Here is a 15,011-nt window from a genome sequence, read left to right on the forward strand (position 1 = left end):
CGAAGCCGAGAGTGGGGGAGCGACCAGCCCCCACGCACCCGCACCCGAACAACTACGCAGTCCATTCCTTCCAGGACATGTTCCACCCGTTGAGCCCATTGTCAGGCGAAACGGTCCGGTCGTTGGAGTTCTTCACGACCACCACGTCCCCGATGATCGAGTGGTCGAAGACCCAGGCCGCCGGCAGACTCCGGTCGCCCCCGCCCCGGATGTCCCGCAGCCCCACACAACCGTGGCTCGCGTTGTAGTTGCCGAACGCGTCCCCGCCCCAGTAGTTGCCGTGCAGGAACGTCCCGGACGTCGTCAGACGCATCGCGTCCGGCACGTCCTTGATGTCGTACTCGCCGCCGTAGCCGACCGTCTCGCCGTTCATCCGGGTCACCCGCAGCTTCTCGCTGATGACCATCTGGCCGTTCCACGTGTCGTAGCCCGGCTTGCCGGTCGTGACCTTGAGGTTCTTCACGACCTTGCCGTCCTGCATGACCTTCATCGTGTGCTTCTTGGCGTTGACGATCGACACCTGGTTGCGGCCGATGGTGAACTTCACGGTCTTGGACTGCTTGCCGTACACCCCGTTGCGGCCCTCGACACCGTCGAGGTTGAGGGTGACGGAGACCTTCGTACCGGACTTCCAGTAGTTCTCCGGGCGGAAGTCGAGACGGTCGTTGCCGAACCAGTGGCCCTGGACGTCGACCGCCGGCTCGGTCTTGATGGTGATCGCCTTCTCGACGGCGGCCGGGTCGGTGATGCCCCGGCTGAAGTTGACCGAGAACGGCATACCGACGCCGACCGTGGAACCGTCCTCGGGTGTGAAGTAGCCGAGGAACGTGTTCTTCGGGGTGAGCGTGGTGAAGGAGGAGTCCTCGGCCGCCTCGCGGCCCTCCGTGTCCTTCGCCACCGCGTGGACCGTGTACTTCGTGGAGCTGGCCAGGTGCGTCGACGGCGTCCAGCCGGCGCCGTCCGCCGCGATGGTCCCGTCGACCTTGTTGCCCTTGGCGTCCTTGACCTCGACATCGGTCAGCTTGCCCTTGGCCGCGGTGACCTTGAGGGTCCCGCTGGTGTCCACGCCGGTCGCGCCCGACTTGGGGCTGATGCTGACCGTGGCGACGGACTGCTTGCTCGCCTGCGTCGTGGAGTCCTTCTCCTTGCCGTCCCCGGCCCCCTTGTCGGAGGAGCCGCCCCCGCACGCGGTGACGGCCATGAGAAGGACGCCGGCTATGAGTGCCGGGCCGCCCTTCCTCCGAGTCCGAACCGACGCCCCCGATATCGGCCGCACGTTCAAGTCGTTCTCCCCTCCCAGGGCCTGGTCAGGCCCACCCCGGCGCGCCCCAGCGCGCGCATTGGCGCATAGTAACCGCAGGGTTTTGAGCTTGGCGTTTGGCGAATGTCACCGTTGGGTCGCAACTTCCGCTCCGCCAAGCCGGTCCCCTACCTGACTACTTGACCGCGCTGCCCGCCTTCCACTCCTTCCACCCCATGTTCCACCCTCCGAGGCCATTGTCGGGAGCGACCATTTTGTCGTTGCTGTTGACGATCTCGACGACGTCGCCGATGAGGCTGCGGTCGTAGAACCAGCCCGCGGGCGTGTCCGAGCTGCCGCCCTTCACATCGCGCAGGCCCACGCAGCCGTGGCTGACGTTCTCGCGTCCGGGTGCGTCCGGCGCCCAGTAGTTGCCGTGCAGGAAGGTGCCGGAGTCGGTGAGTTTGAGGGCGTGCGGGACGTCGGGGATGTCGTACTCGCCGCCGAAGCCGACCGTCTGGCTGTTCATACGGGTGACCTCGTGCATCTCCATCACCACCATCTTCCCGTTGTAGGTGGTGTGCGCGGGCGCGCCCGCGGTGATCGGCACGGTGGCGAGCAGCGCGCCGTCGCGGCGGACCTCCATCGTGTGCTTGGCCGCGTCGACGAGCGAGACCTGGCTGCGGCCGATGGTGAAGGTGAACGTCTTGTACTGGAGGCCGTAGGCGCCGCGGGCGCCCTCGACGTCACGGAGTCCGAGGTCGACGGTGACGACCGTGCCGGGCTGCCAGTAGTGCTCGGGGCGGAAGTCGAGGCGGTTCTTGCCGAACCAGTGCGGGCGGATGTCGACCGCGGGCTTGGCGGTGACGTGGACGGCGCTCTCGACGGCCGCGCGGTTCTCGATCTCGCGGCTGAAGGCGAGGGAGACGATCATCCCGGTGCCGACGGTGGCGCGGTTCTCCGGGGTGACGTACCCGATGAAGCGCTCCCCGGGGACGAGCGTGGTGAAGGTGGTGTGGCGGGCCGAGCGGCGGCCGTGGGCGTCGAGCGCGACCACGTCGACCGTGTACTTGGCGGCCAGCGCGAGTTTCGGGTCGTCGGGCCGCCAGGTCGTGCCGCCGGGGGCGATGTGCCCGGGGACCGGGGTGTCCTGGGCGTCCTGGGACCGGACGACGGTGACGGACTCCAGACGGCCGCTGGGCACCCGTACCGTCAGCGGCTGGTCCTGCCGTACGGCCTTGGCGCCGTCGTCCGGGGAGATGTGGATGACGTCCTCGGGGGCCGCCGGGGGCGGGCCCCCGAGGACGTGGTCGATGCCGAACCCGTCCGTGTCGCCCGAGGAGCAGCCTGCGGCTCCCGCGAGCAGCGCCGCCCATGTCAGTACCGCCGCCAGTGCGGCCCCCGCGCGCCGTGCGCGCCCTTGTCCATGCCTCACGTGCGGCTCAACGATCGTGCATGCCCCGGGGAAACGTGAGTGCGACGCCGACGCTGGGCAGAACAGAGAGAAGGACGACGAGCTGGGGAGCCGCCGCGCCCGCGGAGAGCCGCCGCGGGCGTGTCCGTAGCGAGCCGCCGACCGTGCCCGGGACCGGGAGTCCGGGCCCGGTCGGCTGCTCGGACGCGGGTCGGGTGCGCCCCGGGGGCCGGCGAGCCGCGGAGCGAAAAAAGGGGCCGACAGGTGACGAGCGCAGCCGAGCAGCAGGGGGCACGGGCGCGGGCCCCGAGGGCGGGCGCCCCCGCGGTCAACGGGACGCCCCTTCCCGTCCCGTCGGCATGGCCGGGGGCGTCGACCCCGCTCGGCGCCCGGTTCCGGGTGGGCCCGGACGGGGTGGCGGGGACGAACTTCGCGCTGTGGGCGGCCGGGGCGGAGGCGGTCCGGCTCTGCCTCTTCGACGAACAGGGCCGGGAGACCCGCATCCCGCTGACCGAACTCACACACGAGATCTGGCACGGTTTCGTGCCGGGTGTGCTGCCCGGGCAGCGGTACGGCTACCGGGTCGACGGCCGCTGGGACCCGTGGACCGGTGCCCGCTGGAACCCGGCGAAGCTGCTCCTCGACCCGTACGCGCGTGCGGTGGACGGCGAGTTCGGCCTGCCGCCCGAGGTGTACGGGCATGTCCGGGACTGGCCGGACCAGCAGGTCGCCGACACCGTCCGGGACGACCGCGACTCGGCGCCGTACGTCCCGAAGGGTGTGGTCGTCCACGATGACGACGACTGGTCCGACGACCGCCGCCCGAAGACACCGTGGGCGGACTCCGTCATCTACGAGCTGCATGTGCGCGGCTTCACCAGACTGCATCCGGGGATACCGGAGGAGCTGCGCGGCACCTACGCCGGACTGGCACACCCCGCCGCGATCGAGCACCTGGCGAACCTGGGCGTGACGGCCGTGGAGCTGCTCCCCGTCCACCAGTTCGCCCACGAGGACCACCTGCTCAAGCGCGGCCTCAGGAACTACTGGGGCTACAACTCCATCGGCTACTTCGCCCCGCACGCCGCCTATGCCGCCTCCGGTACGACGGGACAGCAGGTCGGCGAGTTCAAGCGGATGGTGCGCGCGCTGCACGCGGCCGGGATCGAGGTCATCCTGGACGTGGTCTACAACCACACCGCGGAGGCGGGCGAGTTGGGCCCGACGCTCTCCCTCAAGGGCATCGACAACCGCGGCTACTACCGACTCCAGGACGACGCCCGCCACTTCGCCGACTACACCGGCTGCGGAAACACGCTCCACGTGGTCCGCCCCCACGTCCTGCGCCTGATCACCGACTCACTCCGCTACTGGGTGACCGAGATGGGCGTGGACGGCTTCCGCTTCGACCTCGCGGCCGCGCTGGCCCGCTCGATGCACGACGTCGACATGCTCTCCCCCTTCCTCGCCGTCATCGCCCAGGACCCGGTGCTGCGCCGGGTGAAGCTCATCGCCGAGCCGTGGGACGTGGGCTCCGGCGGCTACCAGGTCGGCGCCTTCCCGCCACTGTGGACCGAGTGGAACGACCGCTACCGCGACGCCGTCCGCGACTTCTGGCGCGGCGCCCTCCCCGACGTCCACGACCTCGGCTACCGCCTCTCCGGCTCCAGCGACCTCTACGCCTGGGGCGGCCGCCGCCCCTACGCCTCCGTCAACTTCATCACCGCGCACGACGGTTACACGCTCCGCGACCTGGTGTCGTACGAGACGAAGCACAACGAGGCGAACGGCGAGAACAACCGGGACGGCTCGAACGACAACCGCTCCTGGAACTGCGGCGCCGAGGGCGAGACGGACGACGAGGGCGTACAGGCGCTGCGCAGGCGCCAGTTGCGGAATCTCCTGACCACCCTGTTGCTGTCGACCGGTGTCCCGATGCTGATCGCGGGCGACGAACTGGGCCGCACCCAACGCGGCAACAACAACGCCTACTGCCAGGACAACGAAATCAGCTGGCTGGACTGGGAGTTGCGGGCGGACCCGGACTGGCGGGCACTGTTCGACCTGACCTCCCGGCTCATCGCACTGCGCCACCGCCACCCGGTGCTGCGCCGCCGCGCCTTCTTCTCCGGCCGCGCGCACTCGGCCGACGGGCTGCGGGACCTGGCCTGGTTCACGGCGCGGGGAGAGGAGATGGCGGAAGGCGACTGGTACGCGCCCGCCGCCACCCTCGGCATGTACCTCTCCGGGCGGGACATCCCCGGCCGCGACGACCGCGGCGCCGCCATCCTGGACGACAGCTTCCTGACCGTCCTGCACGCGGGCGACCGCCCGACGGAGTTCCTGCTGCCGGGGCCGCCGTGGGCGGAGCGATACCAGGTACTCGTGGACACCTCGCTGGAGCAGCAGGACTCGGAGCCGGGGGTGGTGCACGAGGCCGGGACGGTGATCACGGTGCCGGCGCGGGCGGTGCTGCTGCTGCGCGTGGTCGGCTGAGGAGTGGTCGGCCAGGGCGACGTTGCAGGCGCGTGAAATCAGCGTCGGGCTCCTGGCGCCCGGGGCGACCGGGCTGATCACATCGAAACCATGCCTGACGGCGACCTCCTGGACTGCGAAAACCGAAGTTGCACGCCGAGCTGAAGGTGAATTGGGAGAAGATCGTCTCCGGGCTTCTCCAGTACCCGAGCTAGGCTCTGGGATGAGGTCGAGCCGACTGTTGACTGTCACGGTCGCCGCCGCACCGAAGAGGGAGCCATGTGGCGAAGGCTGGCGGGTGTGGTGGCCGGTCTGCTCGTGCTGTTCGTCGGCAGCCTTGCCTTCAACGCGGCATCCGGGCAGAGCCGTTGGCCGGGGCCGCTGGACTTCGTGCGGGTCCACCCGTGGGTGGTGCTGCTCGTCCTGATCCCCCTGGCACTGATCGGGCTGGGGCAGCAGCCGCCGCGCCCCGACCGCAGGCAGGATCCGCTCCCGCCCACGGCATACCAGCTGCCGCCGCGCAACACCAACTTCACCGGCCGTGACGCCACGCTGCGGGAGGTACGACAGCGCCTCACCTCGGTGGGCGACGTGGCGATGCTGGTCGTGCATGGACTGGGAGGCGTCGGCAAGACCCAGCTCGCGGTGGAGTACGCCTATCGATACCTGTCGAAGTACCGGTTCGTCGCGTTCTTGGGGGCTGAGGCCCCGGATCTGGTCGCGCCGCAGTTCGTGTCACTGGCCGGAGAGCTGGGGCTGACGGAGGTGAGCTCCGACCAGGCGATCCCACGGGTGTACGGCAATCTCGTGGACCGCAGGCCCTGGTTGATCATCTTCGACAACGCCGAGAAACCGGGCACGCTCGCACACGCGCTGCCGTCGGGCGGCCTGGCGGGCAACGGCCATGTCATCGTCACGACCAGAGTGAACGGCTGGTCGAGCAGTGCCGGCGTCGTCGACCTGGAGGTGTTCACCCGGCAGGAGTCCATGAAGCTGCTGGCCCAGCGCGTACCCGGCATGACCGAGGCTGTCGCGGACCGGATCGCCGAACAACTGGGCGACCTGCCGCTGGCGTTGGAGCAGGCCGCCGGATACATGGGCTACAACCAGACGACGCCCGAAAGGTATCGGGATCTGCTGGCATCGCACCTGGAGGACATGATCGGGCGGGGCGAGCCGAGTGACCGGCCCGCGGTGGTGGTCGCGACCCTGTGGCAGCTCAGTGTGGAAAGGCTGGAGACGGAACAGCCCCAGGCGGTACGTCTGTTGGAGCTCTGTGCTCTGCTGGCGCCGGACCCGATCCCGCTGGACCTGTTCACCGGTAGCCCGGAATCGATGGACGGAGCCCCGGCCGACGCGTTGGCGTGGGACACGACGGTCGGCGCCCTGGCCGGTCTGGGTCTCGCGAGGCGCGGGGAGGCGTCCCTGGTGGTGCACCGGCTGGTGCAGGCCGCCGTCCGGGCCGCGATGTCGGCCGAGGCGCACCTCGACGCCCGGGTCCGGCTGTGTCGTGCGCTGCTCGCTGCCGTACCGGACGACCTCCACAACTCTCCGGACGCCCGGCCGCGGTGGCAGCAGTTGCTCCCGCATGTTATTGCGGTGACCAAGGACGACCCACCGCCCGAGTGCGCCGCGGAGACGGCAGTGCTGCTGCGGCTGGCGTCGGAGTTCCTCGTCCAGATCGGGGACTACTCGGTAGCGCTGCCCCTGTGCGAACGCGCGCTGGCGATCCACGAGTCACTGGGAGACCGGGACGCGGAGGTCGGCTTCGATCTGATCGCCCTGGCACAGATCCACCGGGACCTCGGCGCGCCGGAGCGCTCACGGCAACTGGCGGAACGCGCGCTGAGCGTGCACGAGTCCTGTCTGCCGGCGGACAGTCCCGCCATTGCGACGGACCTGGCCACGCTCGCGCGGACGCTGTGCATCCTCGGCGAGCAGGAGGCGGCGCGGCCGCTGGCCGAACGGGCGCTGCGGATCGACGAGGCAGCGTACGGCCCGGACGACCCGTACGTGAGCTTCGACCTGATCGCGCTGGCGAACGTCCACGTCGACCTCGGCGACCACGCGAGTGCCGCGCCGCTCATCTCGCGCGCGTTGCGGATCCGCGAGGCCAAGTACGCGCCGGACCACCTGTACATCGGGTACGTCCTGCTGTTCCAGGCCCGGGTCCTGCACGCGTTGAACGACTCGACCGCCGCGGACCTGGCGCGCCGGGGCGCGCAGATCCTGCACACCCGGCTGGGCAGGACCCACCCCAAGACCGAGGACGCGTTCGCTCTGGTCGAGACTCTGCAAGGCGGCACACGCTAGCCCGGAGTCCCCCGCTGGTATGCCGTCGCGACCGCGGCCGCGCGGTCGTTGAAACCCAGCTTTGCGTCAGCCCATGGGCGATGGTGCCAGACCCCACCCCGTCTGCTCGGGCAGGCGGGGTGGGGATCTGACGGCGCTGCCCTTGTGCCTCTTACAGCGCCTCGGAGCGGCAGCCATCGGGGGTGGTGCTAGCGCGTGCTGGGCGCGCCCTGGACGGTGTCCCGCTCGGCGTACGGGTTGCCGTTGGCGGGTGTGACTCGCCAGAAGGTTCCCGCCGTCGCCTTGAACTGACGGTGCGTCGGATTCAAGCCCGTGTGCTTCAGTGCCCAGATCTCGACTGACAAGCGTTCGTTGTCGGTTGGCCGCGCATGCGCCCCGCAGGTGAGGCACTCGGCCGAGTAGATGCCCGACGGTGCACCCTCAGCAGTCTCGGCCCCGAGGGTCCATTCAGCGGCAGTGATGATCGCGCGCATCACAGTTCCCCCCTACTGCGCCGGTTGGCTTCGGCCACGAGGGCGTTCAGCCTGCTACGGCTGCCGGGCGCGGTGCAGTGCGGGCACGCACAGGGCGGGTATCCACCGAAGAAGTCCGGCACGTCCGACGGTTTCACGGTGTGCTTGCTGCGCACCTGCGTACGAGCGCCTGTCGCCGGGTTGACCCTGTAGACCTCGATCGTCATCACCGGACACACTCCCAGGGGTCTACCTGGGCACCTGCACTGCTGCTTCTGGGCGCCTCGCACTGCGCATCGACGTACGGCCGAACAAGAGGCCCCGTACGCTCCCACGCCTCCTCCGCCTCCCAGTCGCGCGGCGCGAACCACTCGGCGCGTCCGTACGGCTGAGGCGGATACGGGGTGCCTGCGCGCCCTTCCGTGCGCCACCTTCGAGCGATGACCGGCCGCGCTCCCCGGACGTCCGGTACGGGGCGCCTGCGGGGCACCGAACTCGCTACGGGGGCCGTGTAGGCGGCAGCGTGCTTGCCGGGCGTACGGCACCCGAACGAGGCGGCTCTCATCCATTCGAGTGCCTGTGACAGGTAGGACACTGTCAGCGCTCCTCTGAAGCGTTGGCCATGCCCCGGGACCGTTCGCGCGGTCGCCGGGGTCTCCTGTGCGCTCAATCGTCCTGCCCCCTGGTGGCCGTATCGCCGGACATGGAAGGACAGTTGGGCCAGTTGGGCGGTACCGTTAAAAACGCCCAAACGTCCGCAGGAGGGGACTTGAACCAAGCCCTACGGTCAGCTATGGACGACGCCGGGTTGTCTGCGCGACAGCTTGCGGTCCGTGTGGGAGTCGCGAGCAAGACCATTGAACGTTGGGTCGCGGATGAGAACTTGATTCCGCATGCCCGAAACAGGGCAGACGCCGCCGAAGCGCTGAAAGTAGATGAGGAAATGCTCTGGCCTCAGGCAGTAAAGGATCGCCTAAAAACAGGCGGAGACCTGGAAATCGTGCGGACTTACCCCTACCGCTCCGCCTGCCCGTCAACGGTCTGGGGTGATCTTGTGGCCAGCACGAAAGAAGACCTGTTCTTCGCCGGATACACGAACTACTTCCTATTCATCGACCAGCCGAACTTTGTAGCCACTCTGCGCAAAAAATTGGAAATCGGATGCCGAGTCCGTTTTCTTCTGGGCGACCCTGAAGGCGAGATCACACGCCAGCGTGAGGCTGTCGAGGATGTTGCCCTGTCCGTCTCGACACGCATCCGCATCACGCTTGAGAATCTACAAAAGTTGGGCGCCGCGGAAAAGCTGGAGACGCGTTTCAGCGTCTCGGAAGATGCAGCGAACCACGTGAGTCTTTCCGTGTTCCGCTTCGATTCTCAGGCTCTCGTGACACCTCACCTTGCCAGGCTTGTGGGCCATGACTCGCCCCTGCTGCATCTACGTCGACGCGACCAAGAAGGGCTATTCGAGCGGTTTACTGAGCACGCCGAAGAACTATGGTCGCGTGGAACACCCGTTAGTGTTTGACGAGGCCCGCACAACACGGAAATGACCCCGGTATCTGCCCTGCAAAACACGTGGTTACACCGAGGATTTTTCTGCAGTGGAGGGGAACGCGGGAGCTTCCACCTGACCTTGGCGGTGGCACCACGGGTCATCGCTCTGTCGGTCACGGCCGACGGAGGAGGGGGCAGCGCCCCGAAGGTCGGGCACCAGGACCAGGACGCGGAGCACGGCCGGGGCCTGGACATGGTCAGTGCCCTCGCCCACAGGGTCGTCGTCCAAGGTACGGATGACGGCTACACGTTCGCGGCGGAACTCTTGGTGAATGCTCAGCGGGGGGCCACCCCTGCTGACGGACAAGCCCCGGCGGGGTTTCTGGTGCGAGTGCTGGACCGAAGACCTCACCGACGAGATGCAGCGGCCGGCGCTCCGGGCATCCTTCGACGCCCACTCCACACCGCAGGCAGACCAATGGGTCGCCATCGCCCTGCGCACGATCTCACCGGCACTCGACCCGGATGCCTCGGACGAGGTCTGGGCATGGCTCCACGACGGCCGCGCCGAAACCCGACGAGCCCTCCTGCGCTTAGAACCCTCCACGGTGTCAGTCACCCAGGCCAACACCCGCATCACATGGACCATCCGGCCAGTCATCTTCCTGCCCTTGGCACACCGCCAAGACGTCGAACTCCCAGCCTGCGCATACGCCTTCAAGCCGCGCCATCACTGACCTAGGGCCACTTACAAGCAGGGCTGCGTGACGCCTACATTGCGTCCATGCCATGGGTGAGCTTGCTCAGTGCAGTCATCGGTGCAGTCATCGCAACCTCATCCGCAGCCCTGCTCGAACGCTTCCGGTGGCGGCGAGAACAACACCATCACCTCATCAGCGTGCGTCGCACCCTCTATGGCAACTACCTCGAATGCCTCTCACAAGCCCGCAACGCCTTCCGCAGCCTCGCCCGCAACCTTGAAGCAGCAGCTCCCGAACGGGAACGTATCGCCCGTGACAGCTTCGCCCCCTGCTACGGCATGCGCTACCAGATGTCGATCACCGCTTCAAAGCAAGTCTTCGAAGCCTCCGAGACCGCATTCAGACGCCTTCGCGATGTCCGCGACCTTGCGGCGGCCGGCACCCTGGCGAGCGATGAAGCCTACGTTGGCGGCCGCTCCGGGTATGAGGATGCACTGACACAACTTCGTGCTGCCATGCGACAAGACCTCGGGGCTGACCGGCTGTCGACACGGCCTGCCACATCACCCCACCCGTCCGAGTAAGTCACAACCTTCTCTACTGGTTCAAGCACCGGGTCTGGTGCAGGTTCGGGCGACAGGTCCGGTCACGCGGCCTGGAGGGCCGGTGTGGTCATGACGGTCTCGAAATCGACGGGGGTCAGTCGGCCTAGTGAGGCTTGTCTGCGGCGCCGGTGGTAGGTCCTCTCGATCCAGGTCACGATCGCGATCCGCGGTTCCTCGCGACCCGCACGACGTCCTCACGGAACTCTTCGGGATAAGGCTTCGGCACAGCGACATCCTTCCCACCCGTCGCTTTGCTCCTCCGGGCGGGCACACAGTGCATGAAGTCAGAACAGGTCGTGGCTGGGGCGGTCGGCTCCACGGCTTTTAGGCAGCCACTTTGGCGCGAGCCTCGAAGATCATGGCCCCAACGTCGTGCTTTACCGGGCAGATCCACAGACTGCCCGACGCGCCGGAAGCTTACGGGGCCGTGATCACTCGCGCCAAAGCAGCTCCCGCCCAAAAGCCGCTCCGCCGACCTCATCGATGCCCTGCGGATCTCTGCTCCGAAAGGATGGGCAATGGAAGACCGCACGTGCTTACCGAGATACTCGACACCGCGCGTAGCAGCAAGCGGGTGGCTCGCTGACAGGCTCGGCGGGCCAACCGGCAAGCCGCGTCGCGGGTGTGTCGGCGGCTGACTCTAGGGTGCCCCCGTGAATGTGGATGATCTTCAGTGGCAGTTGAGCAACCTCGGCGGCGTCCTGCCGCGGATCGTGGACGAGATCCTCGAACGCGGCGGCCTGGAGGCCCTGGTGGAGACGGCACGGGAGCGTGAGGACTGGTTCTGCGCTGTGGGTGCGGTGCGGGGGTTGTGTGCGGTGGGAGAGTTCGGACGGGCCTGGACGGTGGTGGAGCCGTTCGCGGCCACCGGTTGGCAGCCGGCGGTGCGGGCGGGCGCCGACGTCCTGTTGCGGTGGGGCCGCGTCGACCAGGCGCTGGAGCTGGCGCACCCCAAGAGGCCGCAGGAGAACGCGGTCGACGCGTGGCGGGACTACGCCGAGGCGCTGGTCCGGGCCGGGCGGGTGAACGACGCGATCGGCGTACTCGGCCCGCACCTGCGCAGCGGGCGCGTGCTGGGGGCCCTGGTGGAGATGACCGAGGGCCAGGGATGCGACGACCGGGTGTTGGAGCTGCTGGCCCCGATCGTCGAGGAGTTCCGGCGCGACCCGAAGCAGTGGGACAACCTGTGGGGTGTCCTGCCTGCGCAGGCCCGGGTCTTGGAGCGGTCCGGCCGGGCGGACCAGGCAATCCGGCTGCTCGGCGCCGACGTGGCCGCACGCCGGTACGGGCCGCAGAACAACGTCGAGTTCTATGCCGAGCTGCTGGCCCGACACGGTCGGGTCGAGGAACTTCGCGACCTTGCCGACACCCAGAGGTACGCCGCCGTACGCCCGTACGTGACGGCCCTGGAGAACCTGGGCCGAGCCGGGGAAGCGGAGGCGTACCTGCGCGACCTCATCGCCGCCAAGCATCCGGGCTGGCATGAGAGCGCACTGATGGGGCTGCTCATGCGTCAGGGCCGGGTGGACGACGCGATCGAGGCGGTGGAGCACACGTTCGACGACCTCTACGACGGGAACCTTCTCCAGGCCACCCTGATCGTGCTCGCCGACCGGGGCCTGCACGACAGAGCCGTTGGACTCACGGAAGGGCGCAGCCCCGAATTCCTGGAGCAGAACGATGAGTTCTGGCTCCGGTCCAACCGGTGGTGGCTGATGGGAGAGTCGGGACGCGCCAGGGCGGCAATCGCGGAGATCCAGGCGTTGCCGGCCGACAGGGTCGAGGACCGCGAGCTGACCATCGCCTGGCTGCTTGCCCAGGACGGCCGCGTCGAGGAGGCCATCGCCCTCCTTCGCTCATTGCCCGGCGAACGGGCCGCGACCGACCTGGCCGAACTGCTGATCCGGCAGGGCCGCCTCACCGAGGCCATTGCCGTCATCCCCGACGTGGCCGCCCAACGGGAGGAGAAACGACGCCACCAGCCCGGCAGACCTGAGCGACCGAGCAGCCAATAGTTCGCATCGAGAAGGTCACCAGCGCAGGTCCCCGTGCCACTCTCGTGCCAGAACGGGCGGGGACTCAGAGGGAATCAGGGGGCGCAGGGGGACGCGCCGCCGAATCTGCCCAAGGCAGTGAACCCGCAGGTCAGGCTTGTGGCCACCTCACCTCGCTCCTAAAGCGGGTGTCGACTGCCTTGTTGTCCTGGTCTTTGTCCAGCGCGCCCACGGCCACCACCGTTCGTCGGTGTACGCGCACCCCCTCCGACCTGCCCCGTGGACCCCCATGAACGCCCCCGAACGGCCACGCGGACAGTTGGAAAGCGTGTTGGGGGCAACCCCTCACGAGTTCGAATCTCGTATCCCCCGCCTCGCCTGAACAGGCAGGAGAAGGACCCCACCGTTCTGCGGTGGGGTCCTTCTTGGTTCTGCTCAAGCCTCGTTGTTCTGGTCTATGTCCACAGAGGGTGTTTCGGCCGGACCCAGATGGCCCCGGCGATCTTCCGCGCCACCTCTTTGAGAATCCGTCCGGCACATGGAGGTACCTCGCCCGCATCCGCGCGGAGCTTCCCGGCTCCCACCCCGTGATCTGGTCGATGACGCGATCGGCGATGCCGAGCAACATCAGCACCGTGGCCGCCGTGCGTCGGGAGCAGACGCCCACTTGCCCGTCGTGGTGACAGGACTCCCCTCCCCGTCGTACGCGAGGGATGCGGGTGGTCTGCGCCGACCCGCCGGAGGGTGGGATCAGCCTTCGCCGATGTCAACCTGCGAGGTGGGGAAGCAATTCGGGGCTTGCTTGGTCAGCATGACGGCCAGGCTGCCGACGGACTTGTGGCGTGCGCCCGGCGGGGCCTCGTCGACGACGAGCAGGGTGTCGTCGTGCGGGATCGCGGCGGGGTTGAGCAGGGCGACGCGGCCGTCCTTGGGATCCAGGGACATCACCGCTTCGATGCGGCTGCTGTCGACCGGGGCGACCTTGGTGGGACAGCTGGGCGAGGGCGTCAGCACGACGGCGGGCAGGCCCGCTCGCCGCAGCGCCTCCTGCAGGCCTGTCAGCCTTGTGCCGATGATCTTGAGGGCGACGACGTGGCCGGGGCGGACCGTCACTGTGTAGCCGACGTCGCCGAAGGCGGGCGCGGAGCTGCCCGCGGTCGACGGGGTGGCCGGCATCGCCTGGGGGGCGGCGGGCCGGCTGCCGGCGTGCGTGCCCAGGACCACGGCGGTGACGGCGGCGGCCAGCCCGAGCGAGGTGCCCGCGATACGCCGGGTGTGGCGCGGCCGGACGGGGGTCGGGTCGAGGGTGGGCAGGGTTGTGGCGCGGGCGGTCAGCTCGTCGCCGAGCCGCTGCTGGAAGTTCACGGGGGTGTTCACGAGGCGGCCTCCAGGAGGGCGTTGCGGGACGGGTCGGCGGCGGGCGGGGTGGCGCTTTTGAGGGCCTTGCGGGCCCGGTGCAGGCGCATCCGCGCGGTGGTGGTGCTGATCCCGAGAGCCTGGGCTGCCTCACGGGTCGTCAGCCCGTCGACGGCCACAAGGTCAAGGACCGCGCGCAGTGGCTCGGACAGGGCGGCGTGGTGCCCGGCCAGTTGGCGGGCGGCGCGCGCGGCGTCGATGCGTGCCTCGATCGCGGCGGCGTCCTGCTCGTCCAGCATCCGGCGGCCGGCGATGCGGGAGACGGCCTTCCGCTCCCGGGCGCTGCCGCGGAAGTGCGTGGCCAGGACGTTGCGGGCGATGCCGTACAGCCAGGCGGCGGGTGTGCCGCGCCGCGGGTCGTAGCTTTCGGCCTGTTCCAGCGCGGTCAGGAAGATGTCGGCGGTCAGGTCGGCTGCCAGGTGGACGTTGTCGGTACGCCGGGCGACGAAGCCGAGGACCGCGTCGAAGTTCTGCCGGTAGAACTCGGCGAACCCGAACGGGTTCGGCACGGGTGGGGCTGGCGGGTGCTCCGTGGGCACGGACGCTCCTTGCGACGGACGAGTGACTGCTTACGTAACTACTTGGCTCCGGCGCCAGAAAGCGTCACATGCCCTCTCGGGTGCGCGGTCGACGGAGCGTCCATGCCGCCGGCACCGGCGTCGGGCAGGGTGTGGCCGACTGATCATCAGAGCAGGTGGCTGTGCGTCCCTTGCGTGGCATGCCGTGGACTGCCCGCTCTTCCAGGACCTGGTGACCGAAGGGCGGCTGACCCGCCGATGAAGCCCCAGGCCAGAGGCCATGTCGAGAGCACCCTGAAGTTCCCCCCGCGAACTGGACAGCGGGTGTTTACGCTGCCGGGACGAGGTTCTGCCTGAGCAAGGATCTCGTTTCGAGCGGGGTGACGTAC

At 68.7% G+C, this 15,011-nt stretch carries 11 protein-coding genes and 2 pseudogenes; 6 read left to right on the forward strand and 7 right to left on the reverse strand.

Annotated features, from left to right (window positions below):
• Positions 1 to 52: 52 nt before the first annotated feature.
• Together ACIRR9_RS23580 and ACIRR9_RS23585 are read right to left on the reverse strand one after the other, a co-directional pair.
• On the reverse strand, positions 53 to 1,282 hold the full coding sequence (locus ACIRR9_RS23580) for an Ig-like domain-containing protein (protein WP_403754999.1): 1,230 nt from the start codon (positions 1,280 to 1,282) through the stop codon (positions 53 to 55).
• 154 nt (positions 1,283 to 1,436) lie between these two features.
• Positions 1,437 to 2,675, reverse strand: a complete 1,239-nt coding sequence (locus ACIRR9_RS23585) for an Ig-like domain-containing protein (RefSeq protein ID WP_403755002.1) — start codon at positions 2,673 to 2,675, stop codon at positions 1,437 to 1,439.
• 243 nt (positions 2,676 to 2,918) lie between these two features.
• Here ACIRR9_RS23585 and glgX point away from each other — a divergent pair, with 243 nt between their 5' ends.
• Both glgX and fxsT read left to right on the forward strand, forming a co-directional pair.
• A complete protein-coding gene (glgX, locus tag ACIRR9_RS23590) occupies positions 2,919 to 5,150 on the forward strand; it encodes a glycogen debranching protein GlgX (protein WP_403755005.1) in 2,232 nt (743 codons plus the stop codon).
• A gap of 258 nt (positions 5,151 to 5,408) precedes the next feature.
• Positions 5,409 to 7,442, forward strand: coding sequence for an FxSxx-COOH system tetratricopeptide repeat protein (gene fxsT / locus ACIRR9_RS23595; RefSeq protein ID WP_403755008.1), 2,034 nt, complete (start codon positions 5,409 to 5,411; stop codon positions 7,440 to 7,442).
• 188 nt (positions 7,443 to 7,630) lie between these two features.
• Here the strand turns inward: fxsT and ACIRR9_RS23600 are convergent, their stop codons facing one another.
• Positions 7,631 to 7,915 (reverse strand): hypothetical protein, encoded by a 285-nt coding sequence (locus tag ACIRR9_RS23600; RefSeq protein ID WP_403755011.1) that lies wholly within the window; start codon positions 7,913 to 7,915, stop codon positions 7,631 to 7,633.
• Positions 7,916 to 8,687: 772 nt separating this feature from the next.
• On the opposite strand from ACIRR9_RS23600, the gene ACIRR9_RS23605 reads away from it, so the two are divergent.
• From ACIRR9_RS23605 to ACIRR9_RS23615, 3 genes are all read left to right on the forward strand, one after another.
• Positions 8,688 to 9,419: an XRE family transcriptional regulator gene (locus tag ACIRR9_RS23605; protein ID WP_403755014.1), complete on the forward strand. Its 732-nt coding sequence runs from the start codon at positions 8,688 to 8,690 to the stop codon at positions 9,417 to 9,419.
• 301 nt (positions 9,420 to 9,720) lie between these two features.
• Positions 9,721 to 10,125, forward strand: coding sequence for a hypothetical protein (locus ACIRR9_RS23610; protein WP_403755017.1), 405 nt, complete (start codon positions 9,721 to 9,723; stop codon positions 10,123 to 10,125).
• Between the two features lie 47 nt (positions 10,126 to 10,172).
• The gene (locus ACIRR9_RS23615; RefSeq protein WP_403755020.1) at positions 10,173 to 10,673 is read left to right on the forward strand and encodes a hypothetical protein; all 501 of its coding nucleotides are present in this window, start codon (positions 10,173 to 10,175) and stop codon (positions 10,671 to 10,673) included.
• A 62-nt stretch (positions 10,674 to 10,735) separates the two neighbouring features.
• Here the strand turns inward: ACIRR9_RS23615 and ACIRR9_RS23620 are convergent.
• Positions 10,736 to 10,873 (reverse strand): annotated as a pseudogene (locus ACIRR9_RS23620) (IS3 family transposase); the annotation flags it as partial.
• Positions 10,874 to 11,353: 480 nt separating this feature from the next.
• Between ACIRR9_RS23620 and ACIRR9_RS23625 the strand changes: the two are divergent.
• Positions 11,354 to 12,709 (forward strand): hypothetical protein, encoded by a 1,356-nt coding sequence (locus ACIRR9_RS23625; protein WP_403755023.1) that lies wholly within the window; start codon positions 11,354 to 11,356, stop codon positions 12,707 to 12,709.
• A 414-nt stretch (positions 12,710 to 13,123) separates the two neighbouring features.
• On the opposite strand, the pseudogene ACIRR9_RS23630 reads toward ACIRR9_RS23625, so the two are convergent.
• From ACIRR9_RS23630 to ACIRR9_RS23640, 3 genes and pseudogenes are all read right to left on the reverse strand, one after another.
• Positions 13,124 to 13,343, reverse strand: a pseudogene (locus tag ACIRR9_RS23630) (site-specific integrase); the annotation flags it as partial.
• A gap of 95 nt (positions 13,344 to 13,438) precedes the next feature.
• The gene (locus ACIRR9_RS23635; RefSeq protein WP_403755026.1) at positions 13,439 to 14,065 is read right to left on the reverse strand and encodes a hypothetical protein; all 627 of its coding nucleotides are present in this window, start codon (positions 14,063 to 14,065) and stop codon (positions 13,439 to 13,441) included.
• A complete protein-coding gene (locus ACIRR9_RS23640) occupies positions 14,062 to 14,643 on the reverse strand; it encodes an RNA polymerase sigma factor (RefSeq protein ID WP_403755029.1) in 582 nt (193 codons plus the stop codon). Before ACIRR9_RS23640 ends, ACIRR9_RS23635 begins: the two co-directional genes overlap by 4 nt.
• Positions 14,644 to 15,011: the final 368 nt, after the last annotated feature.

It is taken from the genome of Streptomyces sp. NPDC101234, from assembly GCF_044767525.1.
GTDB classification, from domain to species: domain Bacteria; phylum Actinomycetota; class Actinomycetes; order Streptomycetales; family Streptomycetaceae; genus Streptomyces; species Streptomyces sasae.

Excerpts from the sequence above, each read along its gene's own strand:
- fxsT (WP_403755008.1), top strand. The coding sequence starts at position 5,409 with ATGTGGCGAAGGCTGGCGGGTGTGGTGGCCGGTCTGCTCGTGCTGTTC.
- ACIRR9_RS23600 (WP_403755011.1), bottom strand. The coding sequence starts at position 7,915 with ATGCGCGCGATCATCACTGCCGCTGAATGGACCCTCGGGGCCGAGACT.
- ACIRR9_RS23605 (WP_403755014.1), top strand. The coding sequence starts at position 8,688 with ATGGACGACGCCGGGTTGTCTGCGCGACAGCTTGCGGTCCGTGTGGGA.
- ACIRR9_RS23610 (WP_403755017.1), top strand. The coding sequence starts at position 9,721 with ATGCTCAGCGGGGGGCCACCCCTGCTGACGGACAAGCCCCGGCGGGGT.
- ACIRR9_RS23615 (WP_403755020.1), top strand. The coding sequence starts at position 10,173 with ATGCCATGGGTGAGCTTGCTCAGTGCAGTCATCGGTGCAGTCATCGCA.